The 15898-nt window shown below is 64.7% G+C and carries 10 protein-coding genes; 5 read left to right on the top strand and 5 right to left on the bottom strand.

The genetic code is table 11. The features are described from left to right. The coding region (locus CVUC_RS09750) for an outer membrane protein (RefSeq protein WP_101685813.1) at positions 1 to 862 on the bottom strand (862 nt) is incomplete at its 3' end. Positions 863 to 1116: 254 nt separating this feature from the next. Between CVUC_RS09750 and sapA the strand changes: the two genes are divergently transcribed. From sapA to CVUC_RS09775, 5 genes are all read left to right on the top strand, one after another. Beyond that, positions 1117 to 3093 (top strand): protease SapA, encoded by a 1977-nt coding sequence (gene sapA / locus CVUC_RS09755; RefSeq protein ID WP_010918632.1) that lies wholly within the window; start codon positions 1117 to 1119, stop codon positions 3091 to 3093. 340 nt (positions 3094 to 3433) lie between these two features. Further along, a complete protein-coding gene (locus CVUC_RS09760; protein WP_024265611.1) occupies positions 3434 to 5053 on the top strand; it encodes an AbgT family transporter in 1620 nt (539 codons plus the stop codon). 334 nt (positions 5054 to 5387) lie between these two features. Beyond that, the gene (locus CVUC_RS09765) at positions 5388 to 6650 is read left to right on the top strand and encodes a tyrosine-type recombinase/integrase (RefSeq protein ID WP_164512721.1); all 1263 of its coding nucleotides are present in this window, start codon (positions 5388 to 5390) and stop codon (positions 6648 to 6650) included. A 261-nt stretch (positions 6651 to 6911) separates the two neighbouring features. Next, positions 6912 to 7133: a helix-turn-helix transcriptional regulator gene (locus CVUC_RS09770; RefSeq protein WP_096032574.1), complete on the top strand. Its 222-nt coding sequence runs from the start codon at positions 6912 to 6914 to the stop codon at positions 7131 to 7133. Beyond that, positions 7130 to 8410 (top strand): AAA family ATPase, encoded by a 1281-nt coding sequence (locus CVUC_RS09775; RefSeq protein WP_096032573.1) that lies wholly within the window; start codon positions 7130 to 7132, stop codon positions 8408 to 8410. The genes CVUC_RS09770 and CVUC_RS09775 overlap by 4 nt, the downstream gene beginning before the upstream one ends. A 90-nt stretch (positions 8411 to 8500) precedes the next feature. Here the strand turns inward: CVUC_RS09775 and CVUC_RS09780 are convergent, their stop codons facing one another. From CVUC_RS09780 to hsdR, 4 genes are read right to left on the bottom strand one after another with little or no spacing between them, the layout of a single operon-like run. Further along, positions 8501 to 9481 carry a hypothetical protein gene (locus CVUC_RS09780; RefSeq protein ID WP_096032572.1) on the bottom strand — a complete coding sequence of 327 codons (981 nt, stop codon included), beginning with the start codon at positions 9479 to 9481 and terminating at the stop codon, positions 8501 to 8503. Continuing rightward, positions 9478 to 11010: a restriction endonuclease subunit S gene (locus tag CVUC_RS09785; RefSeq protein ID WP_096032571.1), complete on the bottom strand. Its 1533-nt coding sequence runs from the start codon at positions 11008 to 11010 to the stop codon at positions 9478 to 9480. The genes CVUC_RS09780 and CVUC_RS09785 overlap by 4 nt, the downstream gene beginning before the upstream one ends. Beyond that, positions 11007 to 12506 carry an N-6 DNA methylase gene (locus CVUC_RS09790; protein WP_096032570.1) on the bottom strand — a complete coding sequence of 500 codons (1500 nt, stop codon included), beginning with the start codon at positions 12504 to 12506 and terminating at the stop codon, positions 11007 to 11009. Before CVUC_RS09790 ends, CVUC_RS09785 begins: the two co-directional genes overlap by 4 nt. Then, complete coding sequence (gene hsdR / locus CVUC_RS09795) at positions 12488 to 15871, bottom strand: type I restriction-modification system endonuclease (RefSeq protein ID WP_096032569.1); 3384 nt, start codon at positions 15869 to 15871, stop codon at positions 12488 to 12490. The genes CVUC_RS09790 and hsdR overlap by 19 nt, the downstream gene beginning before the upstream one ends. Between the last annotated feature and the right edge of the window lie 27 nt (positions 15872 to 15898).

Genomic DNA, 15898 nt, shown 5'->3' on the forward strand with positions numbered 1-15898 from the left:
GCGGCGGGGGAGCCGGCTCGGGCGGAGGCGGCGGCGGCGGCGGAGGCGGGGGCGGAGGCGGCGGAGGCGGCGGGAGCGGCGGCGGCGGGGCGCCGAAGGTGTAGCGCAGGCCCAGGGTCACCGAGGTGTCCTTGTAGCGACCCGAGAACGTGCCGACATCGGTGATCGAACCCCCGGCCGGCCCGGCGTTCTGCGTTACCGAACCCCAGTCGAGCTTTGAGCTGCGCAGGTAGCGACCGGTCAGGTCCATCGACCAGTTGTCGGCGAAGTTCCAGGCCACACCCAGAAGGCCCTGCATGGCGAAGGCCTGGTCGACGTCGTCGAAGCCGGTGTTCTGATAGATGGCCGCGCCCGCCGGAACGCCCGACAGCTGGCCATAGACCTTGTTGTGCACCCAGGCCGTACCGGCGCCGACGCCGATGAACGGGCTGAGGCGGGAGTCGCCGCCCATGTCGAAGATGAGGTTGGCCATCAGGGTCGAGGCCTTCAGCTCTCCGTTCGGCTCACCGCATCCTGGAGAGGCCGAGGTGCGACCGACGCCCGCGGTGCAAAGACCGATGGGCTGGGCCCCGCTCAGACCCGCGCCGCGCACGCCCTGCAGGTCGCTGGGGCGATAGCCATACTCGGCCTCGACGCGCCAGTTGGGCGAGAACCGGTAGCCGAGGCGGCCGAACGCAGCCCAATCCTTGTCGGCGTTGAAGTTCCACTGATAGCCCTTCGAGGACGTCGCCTTGACGTCCTGGGGCTCGTGATAGCCGGCGTCGCCCGCGACGTACCAGCCGCTCAAGGCGCTTTGGGCCGAAGCGCCAGAGGCGGCGCACAGCGCAACCGCCGCGACGCAGACCAGCAACCGCATGTTCATTTGAAAACCCTTTTTCTACGAAAGTCGCGGACCCGACATCTTGCCTGGGACCTGCAGCACAAACGCGCCATGCGAGGATTTAGCTGTGGCGCCTGGGCAACAAAGTGAGTTGGAAGCTGAAAAAGGTGACGAAGGCCGCCCCGCCAAGGTCTGGCTCCGCCCGAGCGAGCGCTGTGCGAACTTGTCGCAAATAGCCAAGATTGCAGAAGAAATTCTGCTTCTCCATACTCCTTTCAGGTGAGTGGAGCGCGTCGGTGTGTAGTCAGTGCGAGCGGTATGGACTGAACCTCCACGGGGATGATGTCGCCCCGGCCGTCTCGGGTGGCGAGGGTCCCTACGCGTTTGTCGACGCCGACTCGCGCGTGGGAACCGTCGACGGGAAAAAGAGCCTCACGGTTCCAGAAGCCGCCCTGCAACTGCTGCGCAGCGAGCCGGGCTGGTCGAACCAGTTCCTGGTCCCCGCGACCGTGACCTATGCGTTCCGCGCGACCGCACCGGCGAGCATGCCCAGCGATACGGGCGGCTTTTCGCAGTTCAACGCCGCCCAGATCCTCCAGGCCGAGAAGGCGCTGCAGGCCTGGTCCGACGTCGCCAACATCACCTTTGTCCGCGTGGGCCAGGGCACGTCGGGCGAGGCCGCCTACAGCGACAACGCCTCGATCCTGTTCGCCAATTTCAGCACCGGCAGCGAGGGCTCGGCGGGCTTCGCCTACTATCCGGGCAACCCTGCGGCCAGCAGCCGGTCCGGCGACGTCTGGATCAAGTCGACGGCCGGCTACAACACCAACCCGACCGGCTCCAACTATGGCGGCATGGTGCTGGTTCATGAGCTGGGGCACGCCATCGGCATCGCCCACCCCAGCGAGTACAACGCCAGCGCCGACGACACCCTGACCTATGCGGCCAACGCGACCTACTACCAGGACAGCCGCCAGTACACGGTGATGTCCTATTTCAGCGAGGCCAACACCGGCGGCTCGTTCGGCGGCGCCTACGCCTCCTCGCCCCTGCTCGATGACATCGCCGCCGCCCAGTTGGCCTATGGCGCCAACATGACCACGCGCACCGGCGACACGGTGTACGGCTTCAACTCGACCGCCGGCCGCGAGTGGTTCGCGGCGACCTCGTCCTCGACCCGGCTGGTGTTCGCGGTCTGGGACGCCGGCGGCGTCGACACCCTGGACTTCTCCGGCTATCGCGTGGCCCAGACCATCGACCTGCGAGCAGGCTATTTCTCCAGCGTCGGCGGCCTGAAGGGCAATGTCACCATCGCCATGAACGCGGTGATCGAGAACGCCATCGGCGGCTCGGCGGCCGACACCATCAACGGAAACGCTGTCGACAACCGGCTGACCGGCGGCGCGGGCGCCGACATCCTGGACGGCGGCCGGGGCGTCGACACCGCCGTCTTCTCCGGCGCCTACGGCAACTACACCCTGACCGCCGCCACGAACGGCGCCTGGTCGGTGCTCGACCGGGTGGGGACGGACGCCACCGATACCCTGGCGAACATCGAGTTCCTGGCCTTTACCGATCGGACCGTGACGCTCGTCGACAGCCGCGTCGCGACCGCGATCAGCAATATCCTGCGCCTGCAGACCTTCAGCGCCTCGGCCGAACCGCTGTCCAAGAGCCTGGCGGCCTCGATGGCCGCCGGCGCCAGCCATAGCGACGCCATCGGCCAGGTGTCCAAGACCGCGCTGTCGACCAGCGGGGTGGCGGTGCTGGCCTATCAGTTCTTCACCGGCAAGACGCCCACGGCGGCCGGCATGGATTATCTGGTCAATCCGGACGGCGTGAACGCCAACAACCTCAACAGCGCCTACTATCAGTCGTTCAATCTCGAGAACCGCTACATCAACTTCGCGGTCAATCTGGGCAAGATCGGCGAGGGAGCCACCAAGTTCCTGGCCGACTATGGCGGGCTCAGCCTGTTTGACGCCACGCGCAAGGCCTATGCGACCATCTTTGGCCTGACGCCCACCGACGACAAGGTGCGCGCCCTGATCGACGGCCGCACCGACTACTTCGCCGCCTATGGCCAGGACGGGCCAAACGGCCAGGGAACCAAGGCGGCCATGGTGGGCTGGCTGATGGCCGAGGCGGGCAAGGCCGACATCGGCGTCTACGCCAAGTCGGCGGGGGCCTTCTTCGCCGACCAGGCCACCAAGAATGTCTATGGCGTGGATCTGATCGGCGTCTACGCCAAGCCGGAATACAACCTCATCTGACCGTGCGAAGGGCGCGGCGACAAAGGTCCAGACAGCGATTTGAGGGAGCAAGGGCGGGCGGCCCTCCCCCGAAAAGGTCGCCGCCCGAGTTGCTTCACCGGTGGGGTGGTGAAGGGGACGCAGAGCTAGCCGCAGCCGACCGCGACTAGCAAGCCCAAAATACCCATAATGCGGTTGAATGTGACGCAAATACAACGTCACGTGCAGCGCCCAGTAGCCCATTCGCCGCGCAGGGGACAAAACAAGGCGCTCTCGACGAACGTGCAGCTTTACCTTGGCTGCAGCGCCCGCTAGCGATGTCTGCGGAGGGGGCTCCAAGAAAAACTGTTCAGGACGCCGAATGAGCGACGCTGCGCCCCCCGTCTCGTCTCCGCCCCCCCGTCAGAAGGGCTTGCTCGGCGTCGTCGAGCGACTAGGTAATCTCCTTCCCGAGCCCGTGATGATCTTCGTCTGGCTGATCCTGGGCCTGATGGTCCTGTCGGCCATCGGTCAGGCCCTGGGCTGGTCGGCCTCGATCACCTATGCCGGCGACGAGGCCCCGCAGTTCGGCGAGCTTGAGAACGGCGTCCTGACCTATGCGGCCAGCAGCCTGTTCTCCGAGGCGAACCTGGCCCGCCTGTTCACCGAGATGCCCAAGACCCTGACCAGCTTCGCGCCGCTGGGCCTGGTGCTGGTGGTGATCCTGGGCGCCGCCGTCGCCGAACGCTCGGGCCTGTTCAGCGCCCTGATCCGCGCCAGCCTTCGCGAGGCGCCCAAGCGCATTCTCACCCCCCTGGTGGTGATCATCGGCATGGTCTCGCACCATGCGTCCGACGCGGCCTATGTGGTGTTCATCCCGCTGGCCGGTCTGCTCTATGCGGCGGTGGGGCGCCATCCGCTGGCGGGCATCGCGGCAGGCTTCGCGGCTGTGTCCGGCGGTTTCGCCGGCAATCTGACGCCGGGCCAGTTCGACGTGGTGCTGTTCGGCTTCACCCAGGAAGCCGCCCGGATCATCGACCCGACCTGGACCATGAACCCCCTGGGCAACTGGTGGTACATCCTGGCCATCGTGGTGGTCTTCACCCCCATCGCCTGGTTCCTGACCGACAAGGTGGTCGAGCCGCGTCTGGGCCCCTGGGGCGGCCAGGCCGATGACGCCTTGAAGGCCGAGCTCGCCAAATCGGCCGTGACGGCTGACGAAAAGCGCGGCCTGAAGTTTGCGGGCCTGGCGGCCCTGGCCATCGTCGCCCTGTTCGCGGCGCTGAGCCTCATCCCCGGCTTCACCCCGCTGATCGACGAGACCAAGACCGGCCCCGCCCAGCTGACCCCGTTCTACGGCGCGCTGATCGCCGGATTCATGATGTTGTTCCTGGCGGGCGGCGTCGCCTATGGCGTCGGCGTCGGCACGGTGAAAACCGAGGGCGATGTCGTGAACATGATGGCCGACGGCGTGCGCTCGGTGGCCCCCTATATCGTCTTCGCCTTCTTCGCCGCCCACTTCGTGGCGATGTTCAACTGGTCGCGCCTGGGCCCCATCGCCGCCATCCACGGCGCCGAGACGCTGAAGGCGATGAACCTGCCCGCGCCCCTGCTGCTGGTCAGCGTGCTGGGCTTCTCCTCGGTGCTGGACCTCTTCATCGGCTCGGCCTCGGCCAAGTGGAGCGCCCTGGCCCCCGTGGTGGTGCCGATGTTCATGCTGCTGGGCATCTCGCCCGAGATGACCACCGCCGCCTACCGCATGGGCGACAGCTTCACCAACCTGATGACGCCGCTGATGAGCTATTTCCCGCTGGTGCTGGCCATGACCCGCCGCTGGGACCCCAGCATGGGCGTGGGCTCGCTGCTGGCCCTGATGCTGCCCTACGCCCTGGCCTTCATGGTCGCCGGCGTGGCGATGACCCTGGCCTGGGTGGCCTTCGACTGGCCGCTGGGCCCAGCCGCCCAGGTCCACTACACCCCGCCGGGCGGGCTGCTGAAGTAGGCAAGTCCACGAACCCCGAGGCGCGCACCCCGCGCCTCGGGGAATCGGGCGCGCAAACGCGGGCATCGCGTGCGCGATCGCCGTGGAAGTCTGAGTTTTCAGGGAAGGAATGGTGGACGCGACAGGGATTGAACCTGTGACCCCTACGATGTCAACGCGGTCCCAGGGTGTTTTCCCGGCTTGCCCACCGTTGCCCAGAATTACCCAAGCCATTGAAAAATAAGGGACCGGGACGACCGTCCCGACGCACCCTCGTATCCCGACATTCCCTGAGCTGCCTCACGCCTGATGCCGATTTGATGCCGGGCGGCGGCTCGTTATGTGGAGCAAGATCGTGCAACCGCACACCGCGAAGATCAGCAAGCGCGTCGTCGACGCATTCCCCATTCCTCAAGCCGGCGAGACCGTTCTCTGGGACACAGAGATCAAGGGCTTCGGCGTCCGCGTCTATGCGACGGGGCGTAAGGTCTACATCCTGCGTTACCGGCGCGGCCAGCAGCAGCGAACCCTAACGATCGGGACCCATGGGTCACCATGGACGCCCGAGCAGGCCAGGACGAAGGCGCAAGTCCTTCTCGCTGAGATCATCACCGGCGGCGATCCTGCGTCTGACAAGAAGGCCGAACGCCAAGCTATGACAGTCGGCAAACTGATCGACGCCTACCTAGCTGATGGCCCCGCAACCAAGCCGGCGAAGCGCGCTTCCACTTGGAAAGCGGACAAAAGCAATCTTGAGCGCCATCTGTGCCCTATCCTCGGCTCCCGATTGGCTGATGAAGTCAGCAAAGCAGACGCCGCAAAGGCCATCCAGGCGATCACGGACGGCAAGACGGCCAGAACGGTGAAGACTGGGCCAAGAGGCGTTGCGCGGATCTCGGGGGGCGCAGGGACGGCCAGACGCACGCGGATCACGGCGGCGGCGATGTTCGCTTGGGGCATCGAACACGAACTGATCAAGACCAATCCGTTCGCCGCGATCAAGCTGGCCGCTGCGCCGTTGAAGGAGCGCGATCTCTCTCCGGCTGAACTTCGGGCGATTTGGGAAACCCTCGCCGTCCACGAGGCCGAGCACAGGATCAACCCTACCTTCGCAGACGGCATCCGACTGCTGATGTTAACGGGCGCTAGAAAGTCCGAGATCCTGGGACTGCGTTGGTCTGAGGTCGACCTCGGACGCCGAATGCTCACGCTCCCGCCAGAGCGCACCAAGGCCGGCGGAAAGACCGGCGAGCGCCGGATCCGCCTCTCCGCCGAGGCGGCCAACATCCTGGCGCGTCGCGATCATAGTTCTGACGGCGACCAAGTGTTTCCCGGATTGAAGGGCGGCCAGCACGCCACTGGCGTCCTACGTCCGTTCAAGCGGGTCTGCAAAGCGGCAGGTCTTAGTGGCGTGCGTATCCACGATCTCCGTCACAGCTACGCAAGCGCTCTCGCCTCCAACGGCGTGAGTTTGCCGATTATCGCTAAGGCGCTTGGCCACTCCGGGACACGCGCGACCGAGCGCTACGCGCACCTTGGCGATGACCCCATCCAGGCCGCCGCCGCTCAGGTGGCGGACCTGGTGTTCAACGCGACTCAGCCGGCGAACGCGGCGTGAGTCGGGCAGGAGGGCGGGAAATCCCGCCCTCCCTTTCCTGTGGATAAATATCTCAGCGATCGCTAACGCGATTTACTCGCAACATGGCCTAGCAGGTCGTCTGCGAGCAGATCCAAGCACTTAGTCCCGAGCAAAGTGACCGTCAGTGAGGACGGAAAAAGCGGGAAACCTGAAATCAACCAGGACGACCGGGTCGAAGCCCACGCGATATCTGGATGGCCACTGCCAGGGGTCTTCCTGGCCTCGATTGAGAAAGTGGCGATGTTCCCCCTCCCCAACTGCGGCCCAGCCGCTGAACTGTTGACCGTCGACGAGGCCGCCAAACGCCTTCGACTGTCGACCTCGACCCTGAACAAATGGCGCGTGACCGGCGAAGGACCCGCCTTCGTCAAACTCGGCCGACGCGTCCTGTACCGTGCCGCTGACCTTGAGGCGTGGCTGCGGCACGGCCGCCGCCATTCGACGTCGGAGGTAGGTCAATGAGCGGCGCGGAAATCAAAGGCATGCTTCGCGCGATCGATATGATGAACCTGGAAGGTGACGCGCGTGCCAACTGGATCTCCAACTTCCTCGACCGAAAAGAGATCGAGGTTGCTACGAATGTAACTGATCCAGCGAGCCACATTGGCCCCGTAATTCCACCACTCCGCGCGCTTGAATTGATCTCAAACGCCTACAAAAGACAGCGACCTCGGCTGCGTGATCTAGCCGGATGGCTATCCGAGCAGCTTTCAATTTATCCTTTAACCTTTCGAAGCAAGCCGCCACCGCCACCGTCCACGCCCTGGAAATCAGCAACCACGCTGATGGCCGAGTCCTTCCCGCCGGTGAAATGGATCGCCCCAGGCTTCTTCCCTCAAGGCCTCGTCGTGCTGGGCGGCAAGCCCAAACTCGGGAAGTCGTTCATGGTGCTCAACCTTGCTGTCGCGGTGGCCACGGGCTCGGAATTCCTCGGCGCAACGTGCGAGGCTGGCGACGTCCTCTATCTCGCGCTGGAGGACACCGAGCGCCGGCTCAAGGACCGTCTAACCAAGATGGCGGGGCCTGCCGACATCGCCAGGTTGGACATCATCACGCGGCTTCCTGACGAGGATGCAATGGCGGCCAAGACCACAGACCAGTGGCTGGCGGCCAAGCCCAACCCGCGCCTGATCATCGTAGACGTTCTTCAGAAGGTCCGGCCCGCCTTGACCCGCAGCGATAATTCCTACGCCGCCGACTACGCCGCGATCGCGCCGTGGAAGGACCTAGCCGACAAGCACGACATCTGCGTGGTCCTGATCCACCACACGCGGAAAATGCCGGCCGACGATCCGCTGGAAACGCTCAGCGGCACGAACGGGCTCACCGGTGCGGCCGACTGCATCATGGTGCTGGATCGGTCCAGCGCCGGCGTTGCGCTGGTTGGTCGGGGGCGGGATGTTGAAGAGTTCAACAGCGCCGTCCGCCACGATCCCAAGACCGGTCGCTGGATCCTTCTCGGCGACGGCGACAGCGTATTTCGGTCGGACGAGCGAACGTCGATCCTCCGCGCGCTGCGCGAAGGAGCCGAGCCCATGGGCCCTCGGGAAATCGCGGAAGCCGTGGGCGCGCCGGACGCCAATGTCCGCAAGCTCCTCGCCAGCATGGTCAGGGACGGCCAGGTGGCGAAGCAGAAGTACGGCAAGTATGCCGCCTGCGATCACACTACTCACACCGATCACACTGGCTGGGCGGATGAGTGGATCGACGAAGCGGTCGAGGCTCTAGAGGAAGTGTGATCACTGTGATCGGTGTGATCGCCGATCTCCAAGAACACCATCACGGACATGCGAGCGAGCAGCTTTGCGCTGCTCGCTGCGCCCATCCAGCTACAGCCTGACCGACCGGACCAACGCGAGAAGCCGCCTGAATTCCTCGTCGTTGCTGTTGCCTTTCCAGAAGTTCGCGAAGCGGCATACGACTTGCAAATTGCCGCGATCATAGTGCCCACTGCTATCGATGCGATCGAGCGAGCAGAGCATCTGAGGATCCTCGCAGTCCCCGGCGTACTGAAGCTTCAGTCCAGTAAGAGCGCAAACACCTTCTTGGTCCTTGATCAAGTTTCGGATGTAGGCCTTGAATTCGTCTTCATCCTCGAAGCCATTCAGCTTCAACTTGACGGTCTTCAAAACCTGCTGGCCGTTCGCCTGAGCAACCGTCTTCTTGACCGTATCGACCATATCCCAGATCGACTTTTCTACCGCATCGTAGACGACTGCGCCGCCCCGGCCCGCGTTGGCGACCTTTGTGCGCCATATCGGCCGGTCTTCCCACTCGCTCAGATCGTCGCCGTTGACCAGGGCCAGCGCATAGGCGGCGTAGTCGGGCGAGAGCTGTTGAAGCGTGCCCTCGGTGAACAGGAAGTCCCTGGCCTTGGGGTGCAGGCCGTTCCAGCTCAGACGCGCGCCCTTGCGGGTGCGGTCCGACCAGGGATCGGCGGGCTTATGCAGTTCGTAGATGCGCGGACCGTCGCGCTCGGGCGTGAACGCGGCCTCTAGCGTCACCGTCATCGGCTCGGGATGGGTGATGGTCCACCACAGCTCGTCCTTGGCGCGGTGGATCCAGAGATCGCCAGACGTCTCGCTGATGATCTCCATCAGGCTGTACCAGCGCGAGGCGACCGGCTTGGTCGGGACCTGGCCGCGCGCGGTCTTCAGATTGGCCAGGGCGTGGGCGATGTAGCCATGGCGATCGCCGCGCTCCCAATAAGGCTGCGCGTCCTCGTTGTTGATGGTCGCGACCGTGCTCTTCGCCAGACACTTGGGCCACAGGTAGTTTTCCTGGCCGAAGTTGGCGATGAAGACCCTCATGCAGCGACGGCCTTTCGCCCCCGCCTAGCCTTGGGCGCGGCGGCGCGTTCGGCGCGGATGCGGTCAAGCAGTACGCTGGCAGGCTCGTCGGCGGGGTCCTGAGGGACAAGCTCACCCCGGAAGGCCTTCGCGAGGATCGCTTGATCAAGGCGGTCGAGTAGGCGGCGGGCGGCGGCGGCTTCGGCGACGAGGCGGTCGATCTCGACAAACGCCGCTCGTATCCGCTTCCAGATCAACAGTTGCTCATCGAACGGCATAAGCGGAACGCCTAAACCACGCAGCTTCGTGCCGTTCACGTTGGCTTGGCCGACCTGTTGGCTTGTGGCCGTAGCCACCCAGCTACGCCCGAACGACGAGTTGATGTAGGCCGAGAGGAGTTCCGGCAGATAAGACACTGATTTGAGGCGGATCAGGTAGGAGGCAAAGGACATTGAACCGCCGCCCCCCCTAAAGACCGCTGTCTTTCCCACGAGTTCCGGACTGTTGGTGCGGTTGAAAAGCAGATCGCCATCTTGGAGTAGGAGGTCGGGAAACTCCTCGTGATCTTCCGGCAGATACTTGAGCTTCCCGTAATCGAGCTGCCCCTCGACGATATTGCCCATCCGCAGGACCGGGACAGCGGGCTCATCGGATGTTTTGGCGGAGCTACCATACTGTAGTAGCGACGTCAGTTCATCAACCGAGGCCCAGCGCCACGTTCCAGGCAGTTCAAGCTGCTCTGGCACCCAATCCGCAGTCTCGGCGGCCTCATATTTTCCACGGCGCTTGGGCAAGCTTTCCCAGGCCAATCGCCGGGCTTGATCCTGTTCGCGGACTGTTGCGGCCGCCTGGCTATGGGACGCGCGCCACTCCGCCGTCAGCTCCCCGCTGAACGCCTTAGCCAGCACCGCCTGCTTGTAGCGGGCGGCGAGGTCAGAGATGCGATCGAGGTCGGCGCGAGCACGCGCCGTGCAAGCGGTCAGGTCGTCGAGCTTCTCCACGATCCGCCGTTGTTCGGCGAGAGGCGGAAGGCAGATATGGAAAGCCTTGACCTCCGGAAAGTAGATCGTGGTGTGCGTCGTGCCCTTGCCGAAACGACGGATGTCATCGCCCTCGGCCAACAGCGCGTACATGAGAAATCGGGGCTCCAAGCCCTCTTCGAAGCAGGTCCAGGTTACAAAGTCCTGGCTGGTCGCCATTGGGCGATCCATCTGGACCACGTAACCCACAGATGCAGTGCGCGAAAGGCACACCGTACCCGCTGGCAAAAGTCGCGCGGACGAGTTCTCTAGTCCGGCTTCAGTGATCGTCTGCTGGGTCGTCCTGATCAGGCCACCGTGATGCTGAGCGGCGTCGCGGATACCGATCCACGGCACATCTCCATCCCAATACGAAGGCACGGAGCGGCTGGGCGTATGACCAGTCCCCAACTCAGAGACGTCATACAAAGATGTCCATACCCATCCAGTCGGAGCATCCTCCTCCGGTGAACCGACACTAAGTGCTGCTCTGCCCCTGATCAGAGTTGTAGTAGCGGCCCGACCGCTCACGCCTCAACCTCCGCCAGCACGGCCTCCTCACCGGCAAGCTCGGCCTCCACCGCCTCAACCTCAGATAGGGCCGCCCGCAAGTGGCCAAGGATCGCCGCCGCTATGTCCTCCGGATCGCTGAGATCGTCTTCGACGACGTTGCTGTCGTCGCGCAGCCAGGCGATGTCGAGGTTGTCGTTGCGGGCGACGATGTCGGCGCGGCTGAAGTAGCGGAAGCGTCCCTCGGGACCTTCGTCCTGGCGCGGCGAGCCGCCGTTCGGATCCTCTCCATAGGCCGACTCGAAGGCTGCGAAGTCCTCGGCTCGCAGCGGACGGGTCTTGCCGAAAGCCGGCATGTTGGCCCGCAGGTCGTAGATCCAGACGCCCTTGGTGTTGCCCCGGTCCGTATGGCCGCGCTGGAGGAACAGCACGTTCGTCTTCACGCCCTGCGCGTAGAAGATCCCAGTGGGTAGGCGCAGGATGGTGTGCAGATTGGCCAGCTCCATCGCCCACTGGCGCAGGCGCTTACCGGTATTGTCCTCGAACAGCACGTTGTCCGGCAGCACCACCGCCGCGCGACCGCCAGGCTTGAGCGCCCGGATGATGTGTTCGACGAAGGCCAACTGCTTGTTCGAGGTCTCGGCCGTCACCGAGAAGTCGGCGCGGTTGGGTCGACCGCCGCCCTTCTTGGTCCCGAACGGCGGGTTGGTCAGGATCAGGTTGGCCTTTTCCAGCCCCTCCCCCTCCGACGTCAGGGTGTCCCCCAAGACCACCGTGCCCTCGATGCCATGCAGCATCAGGTTCATCAGCGCCAGGCGCTGAGTGTCAGGAACCAGCTCCACGCCCAGGAAGGCGTTGTGGCGCTGGAAATAAGCCTGGGGCGCGGTGAGGTCGTAGAGCTGGTCCGTCGCCGCCTTGATGGCGTGGTCGGCGGCGACGAGGAAGCCGCCGGTGCCGGCGGCCGGGTCCTGGATCACCTCGCCCGCCTTGGGCTTCATTAGGCGGATGATGCAATCGATCAGCGGGCGGGGCGTGAAGTACTGGCCCGCGCCGGACTTTTTCTCCGCCGCGTTCTTTTCCAGCAGGCCTTCGTACAGCTCGCCCAGCCCTTCCTCGCGGGCCGAGAACCAGTCGAGGCCGTCGATCGCTGTCGTCAGGGCCTTCAGATTGGCGGGCTTGCGAAGCTTGGTCTGGGCGTCGGTGAAGATCGCCTGGACCGTGCGGTCCGAGGACTTGCCCAGCTCCAGCAAGGTCCGCTTGTAGTGATCGAGCTGATCAACGCCGTCACGCCGCGCGATCTCGCTCCAGCGATAGGCGGCCGGCAGCCGCTCTTCGCGCAACTGGCCCTCGCGGTCGGTAACCTCAGACATCATCTTCAGGAAGAGCAAGAAGGTCAGCTCGGTGACGTAGTCCTGGTAGGTGACGCCGTCGTCGCGCAGGACGTTGCAGAGGTTCCAGAGCTTGGCGACGATGTCCTGGGTCGTGACCTTGCCGCGCGTCAGCTCGCCGTACGCCATACTTCCTCGCTAAGGTCCGCCAGGACCTGTTCCATCTTGCCGCCGAACAACCGGTCGATGACGCGGAAGCCGCCGTCGGCGCTGAACGGCTCCTCGTCCAAGGCCTGGCGATCGACGACCACCATCTTCTCGAGCTGCTGGCCGATCCGACGCAGCCAGCGCACCTGAACCGGCGTCCAGTCGCCTTTCCGAATGATGGCGTCAACCGCTCGACGGACCCGATCGGCATACGGGACCAGGGGATCGCCCAACGCTACCTGGCGGATGAAGCCGATGATCGAGGCGGCGATGTCCTCGTTTCGCGCCTCGGCCCAGGCGCGCTGAAGGCTAAGGTCAGTGAAGCCCTGGGCGTCGAGTTGGAGCTTTAGCTCTCGCAGCGCCTCGCGGGTGAGTTCGCGCGGACGCTGTACGACGGTGGCCAGGGCGGCGATCTGGTTGACGTTGTCGCGGATGAAGCGCTCGAAGGCGGACAGGTAATCCTCCGGCCGCTCCGCGTTTCCATAGCCGTGCGAGACGTCGATTACCGCGTCGTCGTGTTGCGAGATCGCCACCAGGAACGGCGTCCCGCCCTGGGTCTGGTAGTCGAGCGCCGGACCCAGCCCCGGCCGCTCGCGCGCCCAGGCCGTCAGGTCTTCCAACGCCCCGTGGCGGAACCGATCCAGGATGTCTTCCGGCGTCTCGCCCGACGCCAACTGAACCTTCGCGCGCGCCTCGTCGGTCAGACGCTTCAGGCGCCGGCTCAGCATGACGATGATCTGGTCGCGCAGGTCGGCGCGGATCCGGGCGTCCTCGATGCGCCCCAGCTCTTCGAGCAGTTGCCCGAGGGTGATCTTGGGATCGGCCACGACGGGCCGCATCTCGGTCAGGTTCTGCAGGTGGCTGTAGAGGTCCACGGCGTCGAAGACGCGGAAGGTCTCTTTGCCGATCTCAGGACAGGTTCGCGTCGCGCGGCCCAGCATCTGGTCATACAGGATCCGGCTGTTCACGCGGCGCAGGAAGACCAGGTTGGTGATCTTCGGAATATCGACGCCGGTGGTCAGCAGATCGACCGTGACGGCGATCTTGGGCAGCGCGTCGTTACGGAAACTCAGGATCTTCTTCGAGACCTGATCGACCTTGCCCGTCAGCTTCTGGATCGCCGCGTCCTCGATCTCGCCATAGGCGTCGCGGAAGGCATCCTTCAGGGCCTTCACGACCATGTCGGCGTGGGCGTCCGAGACGGCGAAAACCAGCGTCTTGCCGGGATCGGCCAGATCGATGTGCTTGGTCAGCTCGACGGCGACGGCGCGATTGAAGTTCTCGGTGATGACGGTGCGGTTGAACGCCTCGACCTCGAAGTCGAGCTGGTCCGGCAGAGTGACGCTCTGCAGCTCGCCCGTGGGAGCGTGGATGAAGTCCACATCCTCTTCGGCCATGAAATGGATGCCGCCCTGCGCCAGAGCGGTCGTGATCCGGACGGGCGGTTCGTGATCGATCAGGAAGTCGTCAACCACCGCCTCGCGATAGCCATAGGTGAAGATCGGAGCGCCGAAGATTTGGGTCGTGTGCAGGGCGGGCGTCGCCGTCAGACCAATCTTGGTGGCGTCGAAATAGTCCAGAACCTGGCGGTACTTGGAGACGTAATCGTCCTGGTCGCGGAAGGTCAGTTCGGCGTCGGACATCTCGCGGTCGAGCAGATAGCCGCGATGGCACTCGTCCACGATCATCAGATCGTACTGATCGACATACGGGGCCTTCTTAGGGTCGTTCGCGTATAGCACCCGCTTCACCAGGCCCTGGATCGTGCAAATATGGACGCGGGTGTCGGCTTCGGGCTGGATGTCTTCCAGGCCCTTGAGCCCAAAGATCTCGGCGAACGCCTTTCCCGCTTCGACCTTAGTCGTGCTGAACTCGCGCTCGGTCTGTTCGCCTAGAGCGCTGCGATCGACGACGAAGCAGACCCGGCCGAAGCGCTGCGACGCGATAAGCCGGTAAAGCATGGCGATGGCCAGCTTGGTCTTGCCCGTCCCCGTCGCCATGCCGATCAGCATGTTGGTGCGGTTCTCAGCGAGCCCCCTCTCGACCGCTTCGATCGCCTTGCGCTGATACGGACGCAGCGGGAAGCCGAAGTCGAAGCCCTTGGTCTTGAGCTTTTCCTCCGCCGCCGCCTGATCCAAGCGCAGGCGCTCCAGCAGCCCTTCCGGCGTCGGCCAGGCTGGCAGGGCGCCGGCTGGATTGGTCGGTCGCCGGACATCCCGGCGCCAGATCCCAGACGCCGTTTCGAGCTGCTTTAGATAAGGACGGCCGTTCGTCGAGAAGACGAAGGGAGCCTTCATCTGGCCCCACGGAGCGCCTTCAACCAAAAGCTCGGGCTCAACGCGGATCCCGGCTGCATAGCGTTCGGCCTGGGGAAGCACGCTCATGACATTGGCGTTGCGCCGCTTGGCTTCGACGACGCCGACCAGCTTTAGGCCGGCGAATAGCGCATAGTCCGCCGGGCCGCTGTCGGTTGGCCACTCGGCAATGGCCAGGTTTTGCCCCTTCACCGGGCGCGCGCCTCTGGCGTAGCGGAGCCTTACAGTGTCCGCTTCCCACTTCGCGTCGCGGAGCTGCAGATCGATAATGGCGCGCGTCGCGGCCTCGTCGAGGACGATCCCGCCTTCCGCCTTCGTCGCCGCAGCTTCCATGGCGGCCAGCTCTGGCGCGGTGGCCTTCTGGGCTTGCTGCTGCGTGGCGAGCAGCTTGGCCTTTACCGCCTCGGCGGCGGCTTCAGCCTCCTCGGCCAGCGATTGCCAGACGCGTTTTTCCTCGGCCTCGGCGTTCAGCCGCTCAGAGGTCGCCATGTTCTCGCGTTCGAGCGCTTCGGCCCTAGCGGCGGCGGTCTCGGCGGCGGAACGATGCGCATCCGCCTCGGCGCGCAGGGCATCGAGTTGAGCTCGTAGCTCGGCGGTCGGATCCTCTGGCGCCGGCGGCGGCGCGAAGGGTCCGGGAGCGAACTCTGGCTGGCCGCCGTAGCTTCGGACGAACCACACCGCCAACTGCCTGGCGTTCTTCAGCGCCGTGAGCGCGACCGCGAAATCGTCGAGGTCCCCGTGGTTGGCCTTGTTCCCCGCCACGCGCAGATTGTGGAACAGGGCTAGGGGTGTCGGGGGAACGAACGACGCCCGCCCCAGCTCGCCTAGGATATCGACGAACCGCTCGTCGTACGAACGCAACGACCCGGTTCGGGCGGCGATCTCCTTGGCCAGCAATTCAGCGAATTGCCGGAGCTTAAGCAGGGTCGTGTTGGGGTCGGTGCGGAAATAGTGGTCGGCCTGAGCCGCCAGACGGAAGAGCTGGGGCCCATGCGCGCGAAGAAACTCGAAGTTGGCGCTCTTAGGCTGCATCCGGTCCCCGGCCGATAACCGGAGCAA

This window comes from Caulobacter vibrioides (assembly GCF_002858865.1).
Lineage (GTDB): Bacteria > Pseudomonadota > Alphaproteobacteria > Caulobacterales > Caulobacteraceae > Caulobacter > Caulobacter vibrioides.